The sequence below is a fragment of the Streptomyces sp. NPDC001219 genome (assembly GCF_053597915.1).
This window is the reverse complement of record NZ_JBSFJF010000024.1, coordinates 40334-64661: the sequence shown is the minus strand read 5'-3', so window position 1 is coordinate 64661 and position 24328 is coordinate 40334. Positions and strand designations below refer to the sequence as shown.

20 protein-coding genes and 1 pseudogene are annotated in these 24328 nt (G+C 71.9%); 12 read left to right on the top strand and 9 right to left on the bottom strand.

Annotation, left to right across the window (positions count from 1 at the left end; translation table 11 throughout):
- Positions 1–60 precede the first annotated feature (60 nt).
- A complete protein-coding gene (locus ACWC9R_RS17975; RefSeq protein WP_450732607.1) occupies positions 61–2214 on the bottom strand; it encodes an ATP-binding protein in 2154 nt (717 codons plus the stop codon).
- A 114-nt stretch (positions 2215–2328) separates the two neighbouring features.
- Here ACWC9R_RS17975 and ACWC9R_RS17970 point away from each other — a divergent pair, with 114 nt between their 5' ends.
- A complete protein-coding gene (locus ACWC9R_RS17970) occupies positions 2329–3846 on the top strand; it encodes a DUF6297 family protein (RefSeq protein WP_450732606.1) in 1518 nt (505 codons plus the stop codon).
- Between the two features lie 52 nt (positions 3847–3898).
- On the opposite strand, the gene ACWC9R_RS17965 is transcribed toward ACWC9R_RS17970, so the two are convergent.
- The gene (locus tag ACWC9R_RS17965) at positions 3899–4549 is read right to left on the bottom strand and encodes a response regulator (protein ID WP_450732605.1); all 651 of its coding nucleotides are present in this window, start codon (positions 4547–4549) and stop codon (positions 3899–3901) included.
- Positions 4546–5553: a sensor histidine kinase gene (locus tag ACWC9R_RS17960; protein ID WP_450732604.1), complete on the bottom strand. Its 1008-nt coding sequence runs from the start codon at positions 5551–5553 to the stop codon at positions 4546–4548. Before ACWC9R_RS17960 ends, ACWC9R_RS17965 begins: the two co-directional genes overlap by 4 nt.
- 237 nt (positions 5554–5790) lie before the next feature.
- Between ACWC9R_RS17960 and ACWC9R_RS17955 the strand changes: the two are divergent.
- The 5 genes and pseudogenes from ACWC9R_RS17955 to ACWC9R_RS17935 all read left to right on the top strand — a co-directional run.
- Positions 5791–5880 (top strand): annotated as a pseudogene (locus tag ACWC9R_RS17955) (3-oxoadipate enol-lactone hydrolase); the annotation flags it as partial.
- Positions 5881–6546: 666 nt separating this feature from the next.
- Positions 6547–8415: a virginiamycin B lyase family protein gene (locus ACWC9R_RS17950; RefSeq protein WP_450732602.1), complete on the top strand. Its 1869-nt coding sequence runs from the start codon at positions 6547–6549 to the stop codon at positions 8413–8415.
- Between the two features lie 700 nt (positions 8416–9115).
- Positions 9116–10399 carry a bifunctional 3-oxoadipate enol-lactonase/4-carboxymuconolactone decarboxylase PcaDC gene (gene pcaDC, locus ACWC9R_RS17945; protein WP_450732601.1) on the top strand — a complete coding sequence of 428 codons (1284 nt, stop codon included), beginning with the start codon at positions 9116–9118 and terminating at the stop codon, positions 10397–10399.
- A gap of 21 nt (positions 10400–10420) precedes the next feature.
- Positions 10421–11062 (top strand): MBL fold metallo-hydrolase, encoded by a 642-nt coding sequence (locus ACWC9R_RS17940; protein ID WP_362601434.1) that lies wholly within the window; start codon positions 10421–10423, stop codon positions 11060–11062.
- Positions 11063–11100: 38 nt separating this feature from the next.
- Complete coding sequence (locus ACWC9R_RS17935; RefSeq protein WP_450732600.1) at positions 11101–11886, top strand: exodeoxyribonuclease III; 786 nt, start codon at positions 11101–11103, stop codon at positions 11884–11886.
- A 57-nt stretch (positions 11887–11943) separates the two neighbouring features.
- On the opposite strand, the gene ACWC9R_RS17930 is transcribed toward ACWC9R_RS17935, so the two are convergent.
- On the bottom strand, positions 11944–13761 hold the full coding sequence (locus ACWC9R_RS17930) for an SGNH/GDSL hydrolase family protein (protein ID WP_450732599.1): 1818 nt from the start codon (positions 13759–13761) through the stop codon (positions 11944–11946).
- Positions 13762–13977: 216 nt separating this feature from the next.
- Between ACWC9R_RS17930 and ACWC9R_RS17925 the strand changes: the two genes are divergently transcribed.
- The 5 genes from ACWC9R_RS17925 (at position 13978) to ACWC9R_RS17905 (ending at position 17822) form a co-directional block, all read left to right on the top strand.
- Entirely contained in the window at positions 13978–14418 is a 441-nt protein-coding gene (locus ACWC9R_RS17925) for a DUF6278 family protein (protein ID WP_362601425.1), read from the top strand.
- Positions 14419–14604: 186 nt separating this feature from the next.
- Positions 14605–15348, top strand: coding sequence for an amino acid ABC transporter ATP-binding protein (locus ACWC9R_RS17920; RefSeq protein WP_362601422.1), 744 nt, complete (start codon positions 14605–14607; stop codon positions 15346–15348).
- A 14-nt stretch (positions 15349–15362) separates the two neighbouring features.
- Entirely contained in the window at positions 15363–16292 is a 930-nt protein-coding gene (locus tag ACWC9R_RS17915; RefSeq protein WP_450732597.1) for a glutamate ABC transporter substrate-binding protein, read from the top strand.
- A gap of 19 nt (positions 16293–16311) precedes the next feature.
- Positions 16312–16956, top strand: a complete 645-nt coding sequence (locus ACWC9R_RS17910) for an amino acid ABC transporter permease (RefSeq protein ID WP_450732595.1) — start codon at positions 16312–16314, stop codon at positions 16954–16956.
- On the top strand, positions 16953–17822 hold the full coding sequence (locus ACWC9R_RS17905; protein ID WP_450732593.1) for an amino acid ABC transporter permease: 870 nt from the start codon (positions 16953–16955) through the stop codon (positions 17820–17822). Before ACWC9R_RS17910 ends, ACWC9R_RS17905 begins: the two co-directional genes overlap by 4 nt.
- A 16-nt stretch (positions 17823–17838) precedes the next feature.
- Here ACWC9R_RS17905 and ACWC9R_RS17900 read toward each other — a convergent pair whose 3' ends face one another.
- From ACWC9R_RS17900 to ACWC9R_RS17880, 5 genes are all read right to left on the bottom strand, one after another.
- Entirely contained in the window at positions 17839–18297 is a 459-nt protein-coding gene (locus ACWC9R_RS17900; protein ID WP_450732591.1) for a hypothetical protein, read from the bottom strand.
- A gap of 71 nt (positions 18298–18368) precedes the next feature.
- Positions 18369–19160, bottom strand: coding sequence for a class I SAM-dependent methyltransferase (locus ACWC9R_RS17895; protein WP_450732590.1), 792 nt, complete (start codon positions 19158–19160; stop codon positions 18369–18371).
- 6 nt (positions 19161–19166) lie between these two features.
- On the bottom strand, positions 19167–20408 hold the full coding sequence (locus tag ACWC9R_RS17890; RefSeq protein WP_450732588.1) for an MAB_1171c family putative transporter: 1242 nt from the start codon (positions 20406–20408) through the stop codon (positions 19167–19169).
- A gap of 10 nt (positions 20409–20418) precedes the next feature.
- Positions 20419–20919, bottom strand: coding sequence for a hypothetical protein (locus ACWC9R_RS17885; protein ID WP_362601401.1), 501 nt, complete (start codon positions 20917–20919; stop codon positions 20419–20421).
- Between the two features lie 270 nt (positions 20920–21189).
- Positions 21190–22791, bottom strand: a complete 1602-nt coding sequence (locus tag ACWC9R_RS17880; RefSeq protein WP_450732586.1) for an alpha/beta fold hydrolase — start codon at positions 22789–22791, stop codon at positions 21190–21192.
- Between the two features lie 269 nt (positions 22792–23060).
- Here ACWC9R_RS17880 and ACWC9R_RS17875 point away from each other — a divergent pair, with 269 nt between their 5' ends.
- The gene (locus ACWC9R_RS17875; RefSeq protein ID WP_450732584.1) at positions 23061–24275 is read left to right on the top strand and encodes an NAD(P)/FAD-dependent oxidoreductase; all 1215 of its coding nucleotides are present in this window, start codon (positions 23061–23063) and stop codon (positions 24273–24275) included.
- The last annotated feature ends 53 nt before the right edge of the window (positions 24276–24328 follow it).

Here is a 24328-nt window from a genome sequence, read left to right as displayed (position 1 = left end):
TTCGAAAGGCTTGGGGCTTCGGGCCTGTGAGCCTAACGGTCTGCGGTGCGGGGGTGGGTGTCAGGCGGTCGGGTGGGTATCGGGCCCGGGGGCTAGTGGGGCCTGTGCGGCGGCTGCCGGCGTGGGCTCGGGGGCCTGTGCGGGCCCGGGCTCGGCCGCCCGGGGGTCGGGTACGGAGCGCCGAGCGGTCGTGGCACGGGGCTGCGCCGGGCGGATCTGCAGCGCCTTCACACCGCTCTCCGTGGCAACGAGGAGGATGCCGTCGGGGGAGAGGTCGCTTCCCGTGCAGGGCGTGGCGGAGATCAGAGCCGTGACGAGCTGCGCGTCGCCCTGCTGCTCGCCGCGATGCCAGACGCGGACGTAGTCGGCGCCGCGGCTGAACCCGAGCGGCCCCGCGGCGCGCTCGTCCTCCGAGGGGCGCAGGATCTGGGCCGGGTCGGCATCGATGACGGCGCCGGTGCCGAGGTCCTGCACCAGCACGGCGGGGGCCTCGGGATCGTCGGCCTTCAACGGGCTCGAACCCGGGGTGCCTTGAGGTACCACGCTGACGGCGACCGCGAGCGGGGCAGCCTCCGGAGGCTCCAGCTGCGCGGCAGCCTCCGCGGCGCTGTCCGACGCGGCCGCGGACGGGGCCAGTTTGCCGACGGTCACGGCGTCGACCCCCGCTACCGGCACGCTCCACAGGGTGTGCCAGGGAAGCTCGGGTACCGTGCGGCGCAGCACCGCCGCGTACTCCGGCAGTCCGTCTTCGATGAACGCGGTCTCCAGGAGCGCCGCTCGCAGGAGGGCGGGTGCCTGGGTGCGGGTGAGCAGCGGGGCCGTCCGCAGATACGTACGCGCCGGGGCGCCCAGCTGCTCCGGGGGTACGGCCTCCACCGCGGCGCGCAACCGCACCGGCTCGGCGTGGGCGAACAGGCCGGGGTCGGTGAGGAGCCGGGGGAGAAGACCGGCCTCCAGGGTGTGTCCCGCGAGGTGATCGCGCACGTACGCCCCGGCCTTCGCCCAGTCCTGATCGGGTACGGCCTCCAGCAACTCCATGGCGATACGCGCCTGAGCACCCGGAACATCCGGAATGCCTGCCCGAACGGCCTCGCCGATGCCCGGGTGCTGCAATCCGAGGAGCGTCCGCTCGTCCTCGGGGACGTCTTCGCCGGTCCTCTCGACGGGGCGGATGAAGGGGGCGACGAGCAGCATGCCCCGGGCCATGTCCTCGCTCATGTCCCGCTCGGCGACGGCGGAGGCGAGCGGGGTCAGCAGAGGCACGGGCAGGCCGTCGCCCTCGGCAAGGGCGAGGGGCGCGAGGATCTGCCGCAGGGTGCGGGGATGGCTGTCGAGTCGCTCGGCGTGCAGATCGAGCACCTCGCCGACGCTGCCGGGCAGCTGGCTCGCATCCGCCGGGTCGAACCCCTCCGGGTGCATCAGGATCGACTGCACGGCGAGATGCACGGTCAGACGGCTGCCCGCGCCGTCGCCCGCGTGCCGGGCGATCGCCTCGGCGAGCGCGCGCCGAGCGTCGGGCTCGGTCGTGAAGGGCAGCTCCGGGGCGCCGAACTGGGGATTGAGCAGCGCCTCGGCCTGCAGCACAAGCCCTTCGGGGTCGGCCCACTCGGGTGCGTCGAGGTCGATGATCCGGGCCACGCCGGGCGGCAGGCCCTCGGCGAGCTCGACGGCGAACTCCCGGGGTACGTCGGCGAGAAGACGTATGGACTCGACGGCGGCGAGGGGCTTGAGCACGTCCCGCACCACCCGCGCGGGCTCACCCGCCTCCCGGACCGGCCCGGCCCGGTCCACATCCGGGACCACGATCGTCACCGGCCGCCCGGACAACGGGAGTTGACCGAGTGCGGGCACGATGTCGGCTGCGCGGGTCGCGGACAACCCGTAGTGATCGGCGAGCAGCCACAGGGTCTGTGCCGCCGTCAGCCCGGCGACGCTCGGCACCGCGGGTGCGGGCACGTCCGGAGGCACGGTCGCCGGATCGAACGCGTCCAGTTCGAGCCCCTTGCGATACTCCGGGTCGCAGAGCATCAGGAACCCCGTGAGCAGCCGCGAACACCCGGTCCCCGGGCTTCCGGTCAGGAGGACGACCCGAGGCGCGCCCGGCCGCCCCGTCCGCCACACGGTGAGCGCGCGCAGCGCGGCCTCGCGCCCCCCGATATAGGGGTGGGGCTCATGGGCCCTGGTCTGTTCTGGGGCCTGGGTCGGGCTGGTCATTGTCTCCCCGTTGTCCTGTCCGTCCGGCACCGTCAAGTCGTGTTGACCGTACGGCGTTCATCCTAGGCGCGCCGCACGGAGGCGAATCGCACCCCGAACGCCGCTTGTTCCCAGGTGCTGGTCGTCGCCGCCATGCTGGGCACCCCGTACCTGCTGGCCGCCGCGAACGCGTCGCGGGCGGGGGGCCGCGGTCGCAGCGCCCTCGCGGAACAGCTGCTGACGGCGCTGCCGGTGACGCTGCCGAGCGTCCTTGCGATCGTCCTCTTCCTCACCCTGCGCGATGCCGTGTGGCGGGGGCCTGTCCTGGTGGACCTGCCGACGGCGTTCTGGGCCGTGCCGCAGCCGCTCCTTCGGCGGTCCCTGCTCATGCCCCGCTTCGTGGCCTCCGTCGTCCTCGCCACGTCGGCGGGCGCCGTGGCCGGAGCCGTCGCGGGCTTCCTGCTGGCGACCGGAACGGACGGCTCCTGGCCGGCAGCGACGGCCGCCGGTGCCTGGGCGGGCAGCGCGGCCGGGCTCGGCTCGACGGCGGCCGGTGTCCTCGTCGAGCGGCACGACAACGCCGTGGCCGGCATCGGCCGGCGCCTGTTCGCACTCGGCTGGACGGCTGCGGCCGCTCTGCTCGGGCTGTCGGTGCTCTCCTTCTTCCAGGACCTGCCGGCCTGGCTCGGCGCCGTCCTGGTCTGGTCCGGCCCGTGGGGCTGGGCCGGCCAGCCGCTGCTGGCGGCGGTGGGTGGGACGGCCCCTGGCTGGCCTGTCGCCTCCGTGCTGCTGGTGGCCGTGATCCTGTGGGGGGTACGGAAGGCCGGGCGTTCGTTGGCGCTGATCCCGGGGGAGTCGCTGCGCCGACGGGCTCTGGTCGTCTCCCAGGTGACGGCGTCGCTCTTCTCACTGGAGCTGCGCCAGGCCAAGTTCTCCGTCCAGGGCGGGCACCGCCACCGGTCCCGCCCCGTCCTGCGACTGCCCGCACCACGCGCCCGGTGGCTGGTGATTCCGTGGCGCGATGCGACGGGACTGCTGAGGGCACCGGGGCGGCCGGCGCGGGCCGCCGTGCTGCTGGCCGCCGCGGTCGTGCTCACCGCGACCATGGACGGGTCGTCGCCGCGCCTGCAGATCCTCTGCGCGACGGGCGCCCTCGGCGCGATGTATCTGGCCGCGGCCCAGCTGGCGGAGCCCGCCCGAGTGGACAGCGACGATCCCCGGAGGTCGACCAACCTCCCCTGTTCCCCGGGCTCACTGGGTCTGTGGCACGCCGCCGTCCCGGCGGGCCTGCTGCTCACCGGGGCCGCGGCGGGGCTCGCCGGCTGTGCGGCCGCCGGGCTGTGGCACCCCGGCCTGCCGGCGCTGCCGCTCTGTGTGCCGACGATGGTGGGGGCGGCCTTGGTGAGCGCCTACCGTGGGGCCATGCCGCCCCATGTGGCCATCGGTGTGGAGACCCCGTTCGGGAACACGGCGCCGCTCCAGATGGCCGCCTGGTATCTGCGCGGTCCCTTGGGGGCGTTGCTGCTGACCGTCCCGGTCCTCGTCCTGACCGCCGGCCACGGGGCGCTGGGAGCCGGCGGAGTGCTCTGGCTGTCCGCCGTCGGCGCCGTGCAACTGCTGTGGGCGTGGCACGCCGCCAGGAGCCAGCGGTGATCCGGTGTCCCGCCGGCCCCGGCCCGCCCGGAGAGATGCGTTCTCCCAGGGCTCATTCGGCCAGCCCGGCGCGGTCCGCCAGCAGCGCCGCCTGTACGCGATTGGCCGCGCCGAGCTTGGCCAGGATGCGGGTGACATGTCCCTTGACGGTGGCCTCGGTCATGTCCAGCCGGGCTCCGATCCCCGTGTTGGGCAGCCCCGTCGCGAGGAGCACCAGCACGGTCCGCTCCCGCGGGGTCAGCGACGCCAGCTGTTCCCGCAGCTCCGCCGTGACCGCCCCCGACCGCCGCCGGAGCGCGCTGAGCACCCGGCCGGTCACGGCGGGCGAGAGCATGCCGTGCCCCGACGCGACGGTGCGCACCGCCTCGATGAGCCCGCCCGGAGGGGTGTCCTTCGTCAGGAACCCGGCAGCGCCGGCCCGCACGGCCTCGGCGATGTATTCGTCCTCGCCGAAGCTGGTCAGGATGACGACGTGCGGCGGGCTGGGCAGCGTCCGCATCTCCCAGGCTGCTCGCAGGCCGTCGACGCGCGGCATCCGGACGTCGAGCAGCGCGGCATCGGGCGCGAAGCGGCGGGCGGCCTCGACGGCCTCGCGCCCGTCCTCCGCCTGGGCCACGACGTGGATGTCCGGACCGGTCTCGAGAATGGTGGTCAGCCCCTGCCGGACGAACTGGTCGTCGTCCGCCACCAGAACCCTGATCACGACAGGACCTCCAGTGGGCCCCGCGCCTGCTGCCGCACATCCGGCTCCGCGCGGCCCCGGACACTTCCCGCGGCCCCGCGACCCCACGCACCGTCCCCGTCGACGGGTATCGACGCGGTGACCCGGAAGTCGCCGCCCGCCAGGCGTCCCGCCGTGAGGACGCCGCCTTCCTGACGAATCCTTTCCGCGAGCCCGGCCAGCCCCCTTCCGCTGCCCGGCATGCCGGAACCCCGGCATCCGGCGACCGTGTTGACGACCTCCACCACTACCCAGCCGTATCGGTGCGCCACCCGGATCGTGAGGTCCGCGCCGGGCGCGTGCTTGAACACATTGGTGAGCGACTCACGGATCAGCCGGTACAGGGAGTGCCGCACGCCTTCCGGCAGGGCGTCGACGTCGGCGGCCATGTGCACGGTGACCCGGCGGCCCAGCGCCCGAGCGTGTTCCACCAGCTGCTCGATGCCGGCGGCGGTCGACGGCGGCGCCCAGGCGAGGCCGTCCCGTCCCGGCCTCCCCACCAGGTTGCGCATCTCGTGGAGGGCCAGCCGGCCGGTGGCGCCGATCGTCCGGGCCTGGGCCCGGACCGTCTCCGCGCCCTGCTCGGCGGTCAGCTCCAGCGCTCCGGCGGCCAGCACCATGCGGCTCACCTGGTGGCCCACCACATCGTGCAGTTCGCTGTGGAGCCGGGCCCGCTCCGCCACCCGGACGCCCTCGGCCAGCACAGCGCGCTCCCGCCGGGACTGGCGGGCCCGCTCGGCCGGCATGTCCCCGCGGGCCTTCCGGACCAGCGTGAGCAGGACCAGGAAGACCAACCCCAACAGGACCGAAAGGAAGAGGAGTTCCGGCGAGGGGCGGAATACCGGCCGCCAACCGTCCCGGACGAAGAGGGCCTGGACCACTTCAACTGCCGTGACCGCCGACGCAATTGCCAGGTCGGACCGGGAGACCGGGAGCAGACCGCATAATCGCGTCCGTTGTCGGCCCACCGCGTCGGTCCTCTTCATAGCGACCCAGGAATGCCGCCCAATGCGATGCTTCGGCTGCGGCGGCGCTCCTCGGGTCCGTAAGGACGTGCAGATACTCCTCCAGAGCACATGGAATCTCGCCATGTGTGACTTCTCCCCGTTAATGAGCGTGAGCCCCCGTTAGCACCATGGTGCCTCAGCTCTCCGCCGACCCACGTCGGGAATCGGCCGAGTCCGCGCCGTTACCGGCGGACCGCTGTTCGGTGGCGTGGCCGGGTGAGTGAGAAGCCCCTGCAGCACCGGATCGACGGCCCCGACGACGCCCCCGTACTCGTCCTGGGCGCCGCGCCCGGGACCACCTGGCACAGGCGTAGATCGCGTCTCGTGTGGTCCAGGTGGTCCAGGTCAGGGACTTGTCGGCCCCCGGGACGCGGCGCTTGGTGCCGGCGGAGCGAAGGTCGACGCCCGTGGATCACTCCTGCCGGAAGGAGGCGCACCGTCCCGCTGCGGACCCGTGGCACCGCAGCCCTGGCCATGGTCTTCGAGCTCGTCGAGTCCGCCCAACAGCGGTGGCGGGCGGGCGGTCAACGCGCCTCACCTCGTCCCCCTGCTCAGCTCCACGTTCCGGGCCACCTTGCGCGCCGGTTCGTCCTCTCCAACGACGTGTCCGGGTGGGGCCGCGTGTTGGTCTGTCCGGGTGATAGTCGGGCAATACGGTGGTGTTCCATTGGCCATTTCGGGTTAATGGTGGTGACCGTTATCCGGTGGGTTGCCCATCTCTCCGGGGAGAGATGGGCAACGCCTGCGGTGCGCCGGTGCGTGGCACGTGTCGGCGTGCCGTCTCTATGTCCCGGTGTGCAAGCGGTGATCCGGTTCGCGTATTCCGGCGCTGTACGACGCGGGCCCCGGTGGGAGTTCTTGGGCGGCCCTCTCAGCTGAGAGAGGTTTGTCATGGAACCGACTACGGGTTGGTTGGGAGCTCCGGCGGTAGCCGGCGGGCTTCGGCCGGTTGTACCGGCCGGTGGATCTGAGGTGGCCGCTGTACGGGGGCTTGCGGTCGCGCCGTTCAGTGCGGCGTTCTCCACGGTGACGATCCCGGCGGGCACGACCCCGCTGGCGGTGGCGGTGGCGCAGAACGGCAACGTCTACGTCGGCAACGCCAATTCGGCCAACGTGACGGTGATCAGCAGCACCACGAACACCGTCCTGGCCACCGTCCCCGCCGGCTCAAACCCGGCCATGATCGCGGTGGCGCCGAACGGCAACGTCTACGTCACCAACCAGAGCTCAAGCAATGTGACGGTGATCAGCAGCGCCACGAACACCGTCCTGGCCACCGTCCCCGTCGGCGGGGGCCCGTTCGCGCTGGCGGTGGCGCCGAACGGCAACGTCTACGTCGCCAACAGCACCTCCAACAACGTGACAGTGATCAGCAGCGCCACGAACACGGTCCTGGCCACCGTCCCCGTCGGCGCGGTCCCGGACGCGGTGGCGGTGGCGGCGAACGGCAACGTCTACGTCGCCAACCGGAACGCGAACACCGTGACGGTGATCAGCAGCGCCACGAACACCGTCCTGACCACCCTCCCCACCGGTGGTTTCCCGGGCTATGCGGCGGTGGCGCAGAACGGCAACGTCTACATCGCCAACCAGACCTCGAACAACGTGACGGTGATCGACAGCGCCACGAACACCGTCGTGGCCACCGTCCCCGCCGGCACGGTCCCGGGGGTGATCGCGGTGGCGCAGAACGGCAACGTCTACGTCACCAACACCGTTTCCAACAACGTGACGGTGATCGACAGCGCCACGAACACCGTCCTGGCCACCGTTCCCACCGGTGGGGGCCCGTTCGGCGTGGCGGTGGCGCCGACCGGCAACGTCTACGTCGGCAACAGCAATTCCAACAACGTGACGGTGATCAGCAGCGCCACGAACACGGTCCTGGCCACCGTCCCCGTCGGCGCGTTCCCGTTCTCGGTGGCGGCGGCGCAGAACAGCAACGTCTACGTCACCAACGCCAATTCGGCCAACGTGACGGAGATTTCGCCGCTCACGGTGACGACCTCGCCGGCGTCGCCGGTGTGCGGGCAACCGGTGACGTTCAACATTTCCGGGGGGACTCCGAACGGGACAGCGGTGGTGAACTTCGGGGACGCGAGCCCCACGGTCACCGTCCCCCTGGACGCCACCGGGAGCGGGCAGGCCACCCACACCTACACCGCCGGTATGTTCACCGCGACCGTGAACGGCAACCCCACCCCCGTCACCGTGAGCACCAACCCCACAACGGCGACGCTGTCGGTGGCGCCGAACCCCTCCAACTGCGGGCAGAGCGTGACCGTATGCGCCACCATCACCCCGGCACCAGCCACCACCTCAGTGCCGACCGGCACGGTCACCTTCACCCTCCCCAACGGCCAGACCCAGGTGGTCCCCGTGAACGCCTCGGGGCAGGCCTGCTTCACCACCACCGCCCTGACCACCGGCACCCTCACCGCCGCCTACAGCGGTGACAGCTGCTTCACCGGCTTCACCACCAGCACCCCCGTCACCGTGAACCCCACCCCCACAACGCTGACCGCGCAGCCAGGCACGATCCGGCTCCGGCTGACCCCGCTGCCCGAGTTCTACATCCCCACCCTCAGCGCCACCCTGAGGACCACCTCGGGGATGCCGGTGGCCGGTCAGCCGGTGACCTTCACCGCCACCACGCTCTTCGGCCCGGTCAACCTCGGCACCGCCGTCACCGACGCCAACGGCACCGCCACCATCCACAACGCCGTCGTCCCCGTCTTCGCCATCGCCACCCCCTTCTACACCGCCACCTTCCCCGGCACTGCCTGCTACAACGCCGCCACCGCCCACGGCATCCTGCTGTTCATCCCCCTCCCGGGCTGATCTCACTGGCTCCGAGACCCCACCTCACCTGGTCTGCTGGACGGAGAGGAACACACCGTGGCCCAACTGGACGAGCCGGCCGACCGGTCGAGGGGTTGGGCGACGGGTGTGGATTCCAGAGGCGGGGCTCCGGCCGTGAGGGCGGCTCCCGCATGACCCGACTCCGCGCTCGCGAGCTGAGTTTGGAGGGTGCCCCAGCGACGGTGATGACGACAACGACGGCACACGTCGGCTGCCGAACGGCCACGTTGATGGCACAGCCTTGAGGAGCGGGAGGCCATGCGTAGGAACTCTCCCGACCCTGCTGATCCAGAGGTGTTGACGAGTACTCGCGCCCGGGCTAGTGCTGTGACCACACGGTTCACCGGGTTGGCGAGTGGATGGGCGGTGACATCCGTTTCGCCCCCTTGGGATGTGTTTGAGAGCGTGCAGGGCGTGAGTGAGCTGTCGGCGCACACCCTGCAAGGCCGCTTCTCCGGGCCAGAGGACCCCGCTCCTGAGCACAGGCAAGGCACCGCATCCGCACCCCCGGATCACGATGAGCTACCACGATCCAGGTCACACGATCACCTGCGCAGTCCCCACGGCGAGCCTCTGACCTGCACAAACCATCCTCCGGGCAGTGCCGGCGGCCCCACCCCGACGCCCGGTCCTGACCCGGGCGTCAGGACCGCGTCAAAGAGTTCGGTAGCGTGGCCGGGTGAGTGAGAAGACCCTGCAGCACCGGATCGACGGCCCCGACGACGCCCCCGTACTCGTCCTGGGCGCCGCGCTCGGGACCACCTGGCACATGTGGGACCGGCAGATTCCCGAGCTGACCCGCCAGTGGCGGGTCATCCGCTTCGACCTGCCCGGTCACGGTGGCTCGCCCGCCCATGCCGCGCCCTCCGTCGCCGAGCTGGCCGACCGGCTGATCGCCACCCTCGACGCGCTGGGGGTGGACCGCTTCGGCTACGCCGGCTGCAACATCGGCGGTGCCATCGGCACCCAGCTGGCGCTCACCCGCCCCCACCAGGTCACCTCGCTGGCCCTGGTGTCCACCTCGCCGCGTTACGGCACCGCCGACGCCTGGCGCCAGCGCGGTGTGGTCATCCGTACCAACGGGCTCGACCCGATCGCCCGCACCGCGCCCGAGCACTGGTTCACCCAGGGCTTCGCCGGTGCCCAGCCCGCGATCGTCGAGTGGGCCGTCCAGATGGTGCGGACCACCGATCCCGGTTGCTACATCTCCGCGTGCGAGGCGCTGGCCTCCTACGACGTGCGGTCCTCGCTCGGCCGGGTCGGTGTTCCCACGCTGGTCGTCGTCGGCTCCGAGGACCAGGTCACCCCGACCACCGACGCCCGCACCCTCGTGGCCGGCATCCCGGACGCGAGCCTGGCCCTGGTGCCCGGCACCTCCCACCTGGTGCCCGTCGAGCAGCCCTCGGCCGTCACCGAACTCCTCATCCGGCACTTCAGCACCGCCTGGCACGACAAGCCGGGGCCCGGCGGCCAGGCCGCCATCGGTGCCGCCGCCCCCAAGGCGCAGATCGCGGCCCCGCCGGCCCCGCAGGGGCAGCCCGCCGCCATAGAGTCCGGTCGCGCCCAGCCGGAGCAGGACCGTGGCGCCACCTACGAAGCGGGCATCAAGGTCCGCCGTGAGGTGCTCGGCGACGCCCATGTCGACCGGGTCGAGGCCACCGCCGACGACTTCAACGGCGACTTCCACGACTTCCTCACCCGCTACGCCTGGGGCGAGACCTGGACCCGGCCGGGCCTGGACCGCCGCACCCGCAGCATCGTCACGCTCACCGCGCTGGTCGCCCGTGGCCACCAGGAGGAACTGGCCCTGCACACCCGCGCGGCGCTGCGCAACGGCCTCACGCCCACGGAGATCAAGGAAGTGCTGCTGCACACCGCCGTCTACTGCGGTGTCCCGGCCGCCAACTCCGCGTTCCGCGTCGCCCAGCGGGTGATCCGCGAGGAGACCACGCCGGAGGCGTGAGCCGCGGGGCAAGATGGCCCCATGGAACTCACCAAGAAGATCCACGCCTGTGTCCGGCTGGAGAAGGACGGGCGGTCGCTCGTCATCGACCCCGGTGTCTTCAGCGAGGAGGACGCGGCCGTCGGTGCGGACGCGATCCTCGTCACCCATGAGCACATGGACCACTTCAACGAGGAGCGGCTGCGGGCGGGCATGGAGGCCAATCCGGCGGCCGAGATCTGGACGCTGGCCAGCGTCGCCGAGCAGCTGTCGGCCGCGTTCCCCGGCCGGGTGCACACGGTCGGCGAGGGGGACACCTTCACCGCAGCCGGCTTCGAGGTGGAGGTGCACGGCCAGCTGCACGCCGTGATCCACCCCGACATCCCGCGCATCACCAACGTCGGCTACCTCATCGACGGCGGTGCGGTCTTCCACCCGGGCGACGCCCTCACCGTCCCGGAGGGCCGTTCCGTCGACACCCTCCTGCTGCCCGTGCACGCCCCCTGGAACAAGGTCGCCGAGATCATCGACTACGTCCGCGAGGTCGCGCCCCGACGGGCCATCGACATCCACGACAGCCTGCTCCAGGACCACGCCCGCCCGATCTACGACTCCATGATCGACAAGCTGGGCGGCGCCGACCACGGCCGGCTCACGCCCGGCACCGGCACCACACTCGGCTGACGGCCGGACTGTCAGTCCCTCGCTGTAGGTTTGCAGACATGCGCATCGCGACCTGGAACGTCAATTCGATCACCGCCCGCCTCCCGAGGCTGCTGGCCTGGCTGGAAAGCACCGGCACGGACGTGCTGTGCCTCCAGGAGACCAAGTGCACCGCCGAGCAGTTCCCGCACGACGCGCTGCGCGAACTCGGCTATGAGGCCGCGGTCAACGCCAACGGCCGGTGGAACGGTGTCGCCCTGCTGTCCAAGGTGGGGCTCGACGACGTCGTCATGGGCCTCCCCGGCGGCCCGGAGTACGAGGGGGCGCAGGAGCCGCGGGCCGTCTCGGCGACCTGTGGTCAGGCCCGCGTCTGGTCGGTGTACGTCCCCAACGGCCGCGAGGTCGGCCATGCGCACTACGCCTACAAGCTCGGCTGGTTCGAGGCGCTGAAGACGGCGGTCGCGGAGGACGCGGCGGGCCCCCGCCCGTTCGCGGTCCTCGGTGACTACAACGTCGCGCCGACGGATGAGGATGTCTGGGACCCGGCGGTGTTCGTGGACTCCACCCATGTCACGCCCGCCGAGCGCGCCGCCCTGGCGGCCCTGCGGGAGGCCGGTCTGTCGGACGTCGTCCCGCGCCCGCTCAAGTACGACCGGCCGTACACCTACTGGGACTACCGCCAGCTCGCGTTCCCCAAGAACCGCGGGATGCGCATCGACCTGGTCTACGGCAACGCGCCGTTCGCCAAGGCCGTCTCGGACGCCTATGTGGACCGCGAGGAGCGCAAGGGCAAGGGCGCCTCGGACCACGCCCCGGTCGTGGTGGACCTCGACGTCCAGGGCTGAGCCGGCGGGGACGGCCCCGGGGTCACCGCCCCGGGGCCGTCGCGCCGGGCGGGGCCGTCAGCGGCGTCCCGGCACCAGCGTCCGCAGGTCCACGGATTCCCCCAGTGCCCGCAGGCCCGCGTCCCCGGGGTGGAGATGGTCGCCGCTGTCGTAGGCGGGCAGCATCCGCTGGGGCCGCTGCGGATCGCGGACCACGGCGTCGAAGTCCAGGGTCGCGTCGAAGACGGTGCCCCGGCCGGCCCGGATGAAGGCGTTCACGGCCTGCCGGCGGGCCTCCACGGCCGGGGTGCAGTCCGGGTAGCCCTCACAGGGCGCGATGGTCGCCGCCACGACCCGCAGCCCCCGCTCGTGCGCCCGCCGCGCCAGCGCCCGCAGACCGGCGATGACCTCGTCGGACGAGGTCCCCCAGCGCACGTCGTTGATGCCCTCGAACACCACCACCGTCCGCGCCGAGGGCTGCGCCAGCACGTCCCGCTCCAGCCGGTGCTGGGCGCTGACCCCACCGCTGTCGGTGCTGACCCCGTCGCCCGGATAGCGGTCGGTGACGATGCGGTTCGCCGATATGCCGTGGTTGAGCACGCCGTAGCGGGGCAGCGCCTGCTGGGTCTGGAAGCGGCGGGCCAGGACGTCGGGCCAGCGCCGGTTGGTGCCGCTCGTCGACTTCACCCCGTCGGTGATCGAATCGCCCAGCGCCACGATCGAGCCGGGGCCGCCCTCGACGTCGATCCCCGTCAGGAACGGCCAGAAGGTCATCGTCTCCGGGAAGGCCGCGCCCCCGGCGTCCGCCGTGCGGTTCCCGCTGCCCGCCGCGCTCAGGTACGACTGCTGGGCCGCCTCCTGGTGCACCGGCGCCGCGGTCACCGTCCCCGGCAGATGGATGCTCACCAGCAGATCGGCGCCGGCCGGAACGGTCAAGTCCACCGGGTCGCTGAACGCCTCCGCCCCGGCCGCTATGCGGGTCCCGGACTTCCCCCGCCCGAAGGTCAGCGGCGTCGGCGCCCGGTCCGCCGCCGCCCCCGCGCCGCGTACCGCGATGCTGGCCGCCCCGATGTCCACCGGCGCGGCCGCGAAGGTGTTGGCGAGCCGGACACGGGCCCGCGGCCCGCCCGCGCCGCTGTGCACGACCAGCCGCAGCGTACGGTCCGTCCACGGCCCGACCGCCCGGTAGCCCGCGGTGCTCGCCGCCCAACTCCCGGTCCTGGGACCGGCGTCGCGTACCGCCACCGCGAACACATGGAGCGCGCCCGCCGCCCCGTCCGCCGGGGGCAGCACCACCGAGGCCACCTCCCGCCCGGCCCGCAGCGGCACGGTCACCGCGTACAGCCGCGCCGGACCGGCCGCCGGCCCGTCCGGGCCGTTGAGGTGCGGCAGTGCCACCGCCTTGGTGCTCAGCGGCCCCGACCGCCAGTCGGGTGCGGTGAGTTCGTAGCCGCTGCGGGAGCCGTCCCGGTAGTGCACGGTCCCGCTGCCGGAGGCGGTGCCGCCCGTCCCGGCGACCAGGAAGGTCAGCGCCTCGCCCCGGCCCTGGACCGCCACCGTCTGGCCGTCCGCCACCACGTTGTCCGGTGTACCGGGTGCCGTACGCGGCAGCCCGAGCCGGGTGCCGTCGAGGGTCAGTGCGCTCCCCGGTGACCAGCCGGCCGCCGCCAGGTCCTGGGCGGACAGCGAACGGCCCGCACCGTCGAAGTCGGCGGCGCCGGGGGCGGAGTTGTCACTGACCGCCCGGTTGTCGAAGTGCCGCGCCAAGGGCAGCGGGCGGTGCGGAGACCGCGCGGCACCGGCCGGTGCGGCGGTGGCCGTGCCGAGGCCGGCGGCCGGCAGTGCGGCCGTGAAGAGAAGCAGGGTCAGGGCGGTGCCCCATCGTCGTACACGCATCGGTCCGTATCCCTCCGGGTGGCGCCAACGGGCAGGTGGTGCGCTGCGATCCGGGGCCGCGCCCACGAGGGGCGGGGGCTTGTGCGGATGCAGCAGATCCGATCCGAGCGCCATGAAGCTAGGGAGACGACGGGGGAGCGTCAAGGTGACGAACGGGGCACGATGACGCCGCGCGCCTGTGGCCCCGTCCGCAGACCGGGTGGGACCCTGCACACCATGAACATGTCTTTCCTGGACAAGTGGCGCAAGCGTCATCAAGCGCACCGGTCCGTGCCGCTCGCGGAGTCGGTGCGCGCCGACCCCGAGAGCGTCGTCGAGCTGCTGTCCGAGTGCGAGCTGCTGCGGGCCCAGGCGGCGGACGCGGGGGTGGAACTGGACGACTCCGTGCGCTCGTTGGAGCTGCTGGACCAGCTCCAGCCCGTGTGGCGGGACGACCCCGAGGTGCTGCCCTGGCTCGGCAACGACGCCGGCCTCTACCTCGGCACGGTGCTGGTCCGCACGGTACGCGGCGCCGTCTGGCATGTCTGGCCGGACGGGCAGCCGGTGGTCCGGCTGGCGTCCGGCCGGGAGATCGACGTGGTCGCCGCGGGCCATGAGTGGGCCGACACCGGCGTGCCCGAACTCTCCCAGATCTGTGCCGAGGTCTCCGAGGCCTGACCCGCCGAAGATGCCGCTGACGGGGCCGGGCCGGCCGCGGGGCGTTCATCGGTAACCCTGATTTATCCGTACCCTGATTTATCCGCCCATCTCCGCGCATACGTGCGTGTCAGCGGCGAAGTGCCCCATGTACCCCGGTAGGTTGCGGGCTCTCCGCTGTACGGATGAGAGTGGGCAGGTCTGCATATGGCCGGTGAGACGCTGATTGAACTGCGCGGGGTCAACAAGCACTACGGAAAGCTCCATGTCCTGCGGGACATCGACCTCACCGTCGGCCGCGGGGAGGTGGTCGTGGTCATCGGGCCCTCCGGGTCCGGGAAGTCCACCCTGTGCCGGGCCATCAACCGCCTGGAGACCGTCGAGTCGGGCAGCATCACCCTGGACGGCAGACCGCTGCCCGACGAGGGCCGGGCGCTCGCCCAGCTGCGCGCCGAAGTCGGCATGGTCTTCCAGTCCTTCAACCTCTTCGCCCACAAGACCGTGCTGGCCAACGTGATGCTGGCGCCGGTCAAGGTCCGCAAGCAGAAGAAGGACGAGGCCGCCCGGCACGCCAGGGAACTCCTGGACCGGGTCGGGCTCGCGTCCCAGGCCGACAAGTACCCCGCACAGCTCTCCGGCGGCCAGCAGCAGCGCGTCGCCATCGCCCGCGCCCTCGCCATGGACCCCAAGGCCCTGCTCTTCGACGAGCCGACCTCCGCCCTCGACCCGGAGATGATCAACGAGGTGCTGGAAGTGATGCGCCGGCTCGCCCGGGACGGCATGACGATGGTCGTGGTCACCCACGAGATGGGCTTCGCCCGCTCCGCCGCCAACCGTGTGGTGTTCATGGACGACGGCCGCATCGTCGAGGACCGCACGCCCGAGGAGTTCTTCACCGCGCCGCGCAGCGAACGGGCGAAGGACTTCCTCTCCAAGATCCTCAAGCACTGAACGGGGGCGCCGCGATGATGCACCGTCACTCCGCGCCCCTGCGCCGCGCCCTCGTGGCGCTCGTGCTCGCCGCGCTCGCACTGGCCCTCGCCGGCTGCGGCCGGCCCGGCAGCCCGCCGGTCAAGGGCCCCACGGGCAGTGAACTGCCCCAGTACCCGGTCGCCAAGGGCTTCTCCCTGCCCGAGTCCCCGACCTGGGTGAAGGCCAAGCGCCGCGGCCACCTCGTCATCGGCGTCAAGGAGGACCAGCCCTACCTCGGCGAGAAGGACCCGGCCTCCGGTCTCTACGCCGGCTTCGACATCGAGATCGCCAGGATGATGTCCGCGGCCCTCGGCTTCCCGCCCAGCACCATCGAGTTCAAGACCATCTCCTCCGCCAACCGCGAGACCGCCCTGCAGAACGGCCAGATCGACCTCTACGTCGGCACCTACACCATCAACGACAAGCGCAAGAAGCTGGTCGGATTCGCCGGCCCCTACTACATGGCCGGCCAGTCGCTGCTGGTGCGCACCGACGAGAACGACATCAAGGGCCCGCAGGACCTGGCCGGCAAACGGGTCTGCTCGGCGGCCGGCTCGACGCCCTACCAGCGCATCCAGGCCGAGTACCCCAAGGCGGTCCTGGTCTCCTACGACACCTACTCGGTGTGTGTCGACAACCTGCTCACCTACCAGGTCGACGCGGTCACCACCGATGACGCGATCCTGCTGGGCTACGCCGCCAAGGTGCCCGAGGAGCTGAAGGTGGTCGGCAAGCCGTTCTCCGAGGAGCCGTACGGCATCGGCGTCCCGCGCGGCGACAACGCGCTGCGGTTCGCCCTCGACGACGCCCTCGCCGCGGCCGAGAAGAACGGCCTCTGGCGCAAGGCGTACGAGGCGACCCTCGGCCTGTCCGGAGTGCCCGCCCCCCAGCCGCCCCCGATCGACCGCTACCCGGCGACCTGAGCCGGCAAGGAACTGACCGATGAACGTTCTTCTGGACAACCTCTCCCTCTACGGGGAGGGCCTGCTGGGCACCGTCGAACTCACCGTCTACGCCTCCCTGCTCGCCCTCGCCCTCGGCTTCCTGATGGCCGCGTTCCGGGTCGCACCGGTCGGCTCGCTGCGCGCCTTCGGCACGGCGTGGGTGACCGTGCTGCGCAACACCCCGCTCACCCTGCTGTTCTTCGCCGTGGTGCTGGGCCTGCCGCGGTTCGGTCTGGTGCTGCCCTTCAAGCTGTTCGCGATCCTCGCGCTGGGCTGCTACACCTCCGCCTTCATCTGCGAGGCGGTGCGCTCCGGCATCAACACCGTGCCGGTCGGGCAGGGCGAGGCGGCCCGCAGCCTGGGCATGACCTTCCCGCAGACCCTCGGTGACATCGTGCTGCCGCAGGCCTTCCGGTCCGTCATCCCGCCCATCGGCTCCACGCTGATCGCGCTCGCCAAGAACTCCGCGATCGCCGGCGCCTTCAGCGTCGTCGAACTGCTCGGGGTCTACAAGCCGCTCAGCGAGATGGGCTACAGCATCATCTGGACCTTCGTCTGGATCGCCGTCGGCTATCTGCTCGTGACCCTGACCATCAGCGCGCTCTTCAACGTGCTGGAGAAGCGTTTCGGAGCCGCCCGATGACCACCGCTCTCTACGACATCCCCGGCCCGCGGACCCGGCAGCGGCACCGGCTCTACGGTCTCGCCGGGACGGTCGTCATCCTCGCGCTGCTCGCCTGGATCATCTACCTGCTCTTCGCCACCGGCCAGTTCGTCGCGGCGAAGTGGACCCCCTTCACCTACACCGGAATCCAGGATCTCCTGCTCCGGGGCCTGGGCAACACCCTGAAGGCCTTCGCCTTCGCGGCGGTGCTGTCGCTGGCGCTCGGCGCGGTGCTGGCGACCGGCCGGCTCTCCGAGCACCGCATCGCCCGCTGGGTGAGCACCCTGCTGGTGGAGTTCTTCCGGGCCATGCCCGTCCTGGTCATGATCTTCTTCATCTATGTGGCCCTGAAGGTGGAGCCGCTGCCCGCCCTGGTCGCCGGACTGACCCTCTACAACGGCTCGGTGCTCGCCGAGGTCTTCCGTACCGGCGTCAACTCCGTCGACCGCGGCCAGCGGGAGGCCGCCTACGCCCTGGGCATGCGCAAGACCCAGGTCATGACGCACGTCCTGGTGCCGCAGGCGGTGCGGGCGATGCTCCCGGCGATCATCAGCCAGCTGGTGGTCGCCCTGAAGGACACCTCGCTCGGCTTCCTCATCACCTACGAGGAGTTCCTGCACGCCGGCAAGCTCATCGCGTCCAACCTCGACTACGACCTGCCGTTCATCCCCGTCGTCATGATCATCTCGCCGATCTACATCGGGATGTGCATGCTGCTGTCGTGGCTGGCCAACTGGGTCTCCAAGCGGCAGCGGCGCAACCCCAAGGTCGAGGCCGTCGAGGTGGCCGCCCCGGAACCGGGCACCCTGCTGCCCGGGGGACAGCGGCCGAAGCCGCCCGCCTGAGCGCCGGGCCCCGGGATCAGCGGAGGCCGCGCGCGAGCCAGGGCGTGAGCGCGCCGCGGAAGACCGGCTCCCGGTACGTCTCGTCGCCGGGCAGCGGCACGACCAGCCACTGGCCCGGCGGGAGGAACCGCGTCCTGACGTGGGCGAGACCGCCGTACACCGACCGCAGGAACGCCGGCACCGCGTCCCGCGGGACGTCGGCGAACTCCACCCCCTCCACGGTGATCGTCGCATCGTCCTCGGGGAAGACCTGGACGGTGACCGCGGGCGACCCGCCCAGTTCCACGAAGGCCTCGTGCGGCAGCGAGCCGTCCGGGTCCAGGACGGTGAACACCCCGGCGGAGGTGCGGCGGGAGGTCCGGTCCGCGCCGATGTCGTCCGTGACGGTCAGGCCGAGGCGGTACTCGGCCGCGACCGCACGGATCGCGGTGACGGCGGACTCGGTGGTGGGCAGGTGCGGGTGGTGGTTGCTCATCCCCTTGATCATCTCGCGGGGGCCGGGCACCGCGCACGGCGGCCTCGGCCCGGCCCGCCCGCGGACGGCACCTACGCCGGGCGACGGGCCCAGGCGGAGAGGGTCATCTGGGGGATGTCGATGAACGCCGGGTCCTTGAGGAGGGTGTGGAACTCCGCCAGGTCGGCCTCCGTGACCAGACCGTCGGCGAGGAGGGTGGGTGCGGCCTGGCTGATGAGCGGGAGCCAGCGGTCCTTGTCGAGTCCGCCCATGAAGCCGGGGTTGGCGGCGAAGGCGACGTCGGACAGCCCGCTGCCGGCCAGCAGGGCGGGCAGGCCCCTGACCCAGGTGAGGTCGGCGCCGTGCTCGTGGTACATGCGCTGGTAGGCGTCGAGGATGCGCCGCATCACGGGGAAGGGGGAGGTGGCACCGGGCAGGTGGTAGGGCTCCTCGATGACGAGCCAGCCACCGGGGGCCAGCCAGCGGCTGACCCGCGCCACCATCTCGTCGCGTGTGGCGAGATGGCAGAACAGGTAGCGCGCGTGGATGAGGTCGAAGCTGCCGGGGGCGTAGTCCTCGTCCGTGATGTCGGCTTCCTGGACCTCCAGGTTCGCGGCACGGCCGGCGTCGAGGTGGCGGGTGTCGAGGTCGACGCCGACCACGCGTCCTTCCGGGCACCGTTCCGCGAGCCAGTAGGCGATGGAGCCGGCGCCGGCGCCCAACTCCAGGCAGTTCCAGGAGGCTTCGACGGGGAGGCGGTCCAGGATTCCGGTGGTGAACGTGTCCACGCTGCCCTGGATGGACGTCAGGCGGTCCCGCTCACGGCCGGCGTCATTGCTCAACATGCCGCTGGTGTAGGGGGTGCGGGCGGACTGCTGGGTCATGGATTCCTAACTCGTGCGAGAGGGTGGCGAGTGGGGGGCACGCTGGTCCGGCACCGCGGGACGGGCCTGTGCGGCCTCGGCCGGTGTGGCTTCGGCCGGTGTGGGCGGAACGGCGAACGAGCGTACGGCGGGCAGCGCCCGCGCCCGGAGGACGGCGAGCAGGAAGTCGGCCTCACTGCGGAGGCCGTCGTGGGCGGGCCCTCCGGGGGTGAGCTGGTTCGGCCGGGGGGTGGCCGCGGCCTGCCGGGCGTCGAGGGCGGTGCACAGCCAGCAGGCGGTGACCGCAGGCTCGACCTGTTCCCCGGGCAGCTGCTGTGACCCGATGTGGTGCCGGGCGGCCTCCATCGCCTCGGACGTCACATAGTCGTGGAGCACCAGCAGGGCGTCGCGGATCTCGATGACCTGGCGGTAGAGCCGGAGGCGGATCGTGCGCGGCCCGCCGAGCACCGCGCGCAGGCGGGGGACCGGCTTGTCCAGGGCGACGTACGGAACGGCTTCGGTGACCTCGCGCCACAGGGGGTACAGGCGCCACAGGGCGCTCAGGTCGCGGGCGGCCCGGCGGACGGTGACGACCAGGGGGAGACCGATTCCGGCGGTCATCATCCAGGCCGTGACCCCGATGTTGAGCGGGAACAGCGCCCCGAGCCAGGGCGGCCGGGCGAGGAGGAAGGCCAGGACGACACACCAGAACGTGGCGGACGAGGTGAACCCGGCGGCGAGCAGCAGGAGCCCGGTGCGTACCGGCCGGTCGTCGCCGGCCCGGCGCCCGTAGCGCACGCACAGCACGGCGCACGGGATGGTGCCGATGAGGTGGGCCGCGATGAGCAGCCACCAGAACGGGCTGTACCAGGCGACGGCCTGGCTGGTGACGCAGCCGGCGTCCGGCGCGACCGTGTAGTTGAGCGCGATCAGCGCGGCGATGGTGAGGACCATCGGGCCGTAGACGAGCCAGGGCCGGCGCCGGGACATCGCGGCGAGCACGAAGTCGAGGATGAGGGCCGAACTGACGACGCCCCAGCCGTTCATGAACAGGCCGCAGCTCTCGGCGAAGCGGAAGGCGTGGTTCAGTGCCGCGGTGACGGGGTCGAGATAGACGGTGATCGATCCGGCGAGGCCGACCGCCGACATCAGCAGCGTCTTCTGCTGCCGGGAGCGGCGGGCGGTGGGCAGCCGGAGGATGATCACCAGCCACAGGGCCAGTGCGCCGGTGAGTTCGACGCGGGTGCCCAGTTCGTAGAGGGAGTGCATGTGCACGCTCCTACCTGCGGATTCCCAGGGCGACTTCGAGGGTGCCGCGCACCCCTGGGGAGGACGAAGGGGGCAGCATACCCGCGGCCGAGTGAATGAGGCTGGCGACGAGTTCCGCCTCCTGTTCCTGCTCGGAGGTGTAGCTGGTGCGGCCCAGCAGCCGTCTGACCACGTCGGGGCGCAGGTCGGGCAGCAGCGCGGCGAGCGCGCGGTGGCTCTCGTCCTCGTCGGTGCCGTGATCCCACAGGATGTGGCCGATCTCGTGGAGGACGATGTGCTCCTGGTGGAACCGGGTGGTCTTCTCCTCGACGAAGATGTGGTCGCAGGAATCGGTGGCGATCCACAGGCCGCAGGCGCTCATGGCGGAGCCGAGCGTCAGGGTGTGGATGCGGATGGGCCGGCCCCGCCGGACCGACAGCTCGCGGACGAGGGCCTCGACGGAGAAGGGACTGGGCAAGTCGAGCGCGCTGACGAGCGCCTGGCACCGCTTGCGGACCTGCCGTGTGGTCATGGTGTCACCTTGTTTCCGGCGCCTCGGGTCGGCTGTGCATCGCTACCCACCATTCTGGCGCAGCGCGATGCGTCCACCGGGGCCGCATGCGGCAAGGGGCTGTGACGGCAGCCATCGTCGCCGTTACGTCAGGCGATCTCAAGGGGGGCCGGGGAGCAGCCCGTTGACTCGTCGTCCGGACTCCCCCCGGCCCGCCCCGGCACCACGGCAGGCGCCCCCGGCCGGACCTCACGGCGGAACTCCCGGTCCTGGGGGCGGAGTGGACCTGGCCTAGTCGCGCACCGGCACCGACACATACGACGGGTCGTCCGCCGGGGAGGAGAACGTCAGACGGGCGCCGGACGGGTTGTGCTCGTTGTACAGCGGGTCGACGGTGTCCACGACCACGGCGAGACGGTGGCCGGCCGGGACGTCGTAGGCCGTGGAGAACAGGTCCAGGTCGACGCCGAAGGGCTGGTTCGGGGTCTTGCCGTGGAAGGTGTACGGCGCGTGGGTGACCAGCTTGCCGATGCCGAGCGGGCCCACGTCGTAGAGGTAGGCGATGGCGGTGCCGCTCTCCGCGGTGCTGGTCACGGTGGTGTGCAGCCGGGTGGTTCCCCTGACCCGCTGCTCGGTCCCGTAGCGCTCGGACTGCCAGACGGCGGCCAGCGGGCGCGGCAGCAGCGGGATCGAGGCCATCGGCGGCAGCCGGAAGAACTGGTCCATCATGCTGGAGAGGATGACCAGCCCGCCGTCGGCGCCGGAGTTCCAGTTGGTGTGGATCTTCTTGCTGTCGCCCAGCTCGATCCGGCGCTGCGCGGACGGGACGTCCTTCCAGCTCTTGTAGCCCTCGTACGCGCCGGTGGAACGGGACTTGAGCAGCACCGGCGACTCCCGGTCGATGCCGTTGTCCGCGCCCTTGAGGTAGTGGTCGAACCACCGCTGGGTGTCGGTCCAGGTGTCGTTGGGCAGCCCGAACAGCCCGAGCCCTTCGGCCGTGGCGTGGTCACCGGGGCGGAACTCCAGCCGCTTGGGGCCGGTCAGCTTCTCGTAGAAGTCGGCGGTCTGGTTGGGCGGGAAGATGGAGTCGCCCCAGGCGTTGCCCAGCATGATGGCCGCGCCGTTGGCGTTGATCCGGTCGAGATAGGTGGCGGGGGAGCGCTTGCGTCCCCACGCGATCAGGTCCTGCTCCTTGTCCAGGTTCGAGGCCAGGAAGTCCTTCATGATGGTGCGGAATTCGGGGCTGGGGCGTCCGGTCAGCTCGCCGGTGCCGCCCAGGAACGACGCGGCCTGCCGGTGCTCGGTGCGGCCGCTGTAGATCGAGCCGACGAGGTCGCCCCAGCCGCTGAGCGCCGCGACCGCCTTGATCCGCTTGTCGAACGCGGAAGCCAGCAGGCTGATCCCGGCACCGTAGGAGACCCCGCCCATCCCGACCTTCCGCGGATCGGCCGGGGTGTGGGCCAGCGTCCAGTCGATGACCTTCGAGGCGTCGGCGACGTCCTTCGGACCGGCCGTGTCGATCTCGCCGCCGGACTGCCAGAAGCCGCGCGAGTTGTATCCGACGACGACATAGCCCGCTTCGGCCAGCTTCCTGGCCTGCGCCATGTACTCGATCTGCGGCATCGACCAGCTGGTGGGCAGCACGATGACGGGGTAGCGCCGGGTGCCGTCGGCGCCGGCCGGAGTGAAGACGTTCGCCTTGAGGGTGGTGCCGCCGTCGCCCTCGATGTCGACGAACCGCACGGAGGGGGCGCCCGACGCCGCTGCCGTGGTGGCGGATTGTGGCGTCGCCGCCTCGGCGGTGGCCGGCGCGCCGGCGAGAACCGTGGTGGCCAGCACCGCCGCGGAGACGGTGCTGACCGCGGCGCGCAGTGTCGTACGGGAGGGCCTCATCTTCTGCTCCAGATCTCGCTGCGGGCCGCCGCACGCTGTCCGGGGACAGGTGGGGCGTGCGGTGCACCCGAATGTGACTGGAGAGTAAGGTCCACTCCTTACCTCTGGTAACCCGTCGGTAGGTTACGGCTGGGTAACGCCCTTGGGTCCAGGGGGAGTCGGGGAGCGCGCCAGGGGGCGCACCCGGGTCCGCGCCGAACGGGCGGCGTGCTTACGATCCGAGGGGCGGGAACGCCGTCACCGTCGGACAGTCGGGAGTGGGGAGCGGTATGGCCGCGGGAGAAGAGGTACTGGTCGTCGGAGCCGGTGTGGTGGGCGCCGCGGTGGCGTATCACCTGACGCGGCTCGGCCACGAGCGGGTGACCGTGGTGGACGCCCGGGACCGCGACACGCTCCCCGGTTCAACGGGCCTGGCGCCAGGTTTCGTTGGCCAGCTCAGCGCCACGCCCGAGCTGGCAGTACTGGCGAAGGACAGTGTGGCCACCTACCGGGAGCTGTCCGCCGCCGCCGACGAACCGGCCTTCTGGCCGGTCGGCTGCCTCGAAGTGGCCACCACCGAGGAGCGCCTGGCGCAGGCCCGTGCGGATGTGCTGCACGGCCGCGGCCTGGGTATCGAGGCGCGGGTGCTCGACGCGGCGGAGGCCGTGGCGCTGGCTCCCGCGCTGGTCGATGCCGAACGGGCGCTGGGCGCCCTGTACATCCCGTCCGACGGCGCCGCCGATCCGGTGGGCCTGACCCGGCTGCTGGTCGCCGCAGCGGAGCGGGCCGGTGCCCGCTTCCGCTGGCGTACGCCCGTGGCCTCCCTGGAGACGGACCGCGGGCGGCTGACCGGGGTGCGCACCGGCGCGGGTGAACTGCTGCGGGCCGGCCGGGTGGTGCTCGCCACCGGTATCTGGGGCCCGGTGCTGGCGGCCGGGGTGGGAGTACGGCTGCCGATGGTGGACGTCCAGCATCCGTACGTCTTCACCGCGGAACGGCCCGAGCTGGACGACACCCCCATCGACGCGCCGATCGTGCGCTACCCCGACCACGCCGTCTACACCCGGCGGCACGGCCGCCGCTACGGCCTGGGCAGCTATGCGCACCGCCCCCTGCCCTGGGAGCCGGCCGCCACCCGCGACAGCGCCGAACTTCCCTTCCGGGAGGCGGATTTCGGCTCCGCGCTGGCCGAGGCGCACCGGCTCGTCCCGGCCTTCCGGGAGGCCGCGCCGGGCCGCAGGCTCAATGGCGCCTTCGCCCTGACGCCCGATGAGCTGCCGCTCGTCGGCCCGGTGACCGCGGTGCCCGGCCTGTGGGTCGCGGAGGCGAGCTGGGTCACCCATGCCGCCGGTGTGGGCCGGCAGTTGGCGGCCATGCTGCTGGAGACCGGCCGCACCGTGGTGGACCCCGCCCGGCTGGCACCGGGACGCTTCGACCACTGGAGCGACGGCACGGTACGCGAGACCGCGCTCGGCCACTATCAGGGCATCTACGACGCGCACTGACGGCCGTTCGGGGGCGCGGAGACGGGTGCCCGGCACCGGCTCCGCGCCCTCCT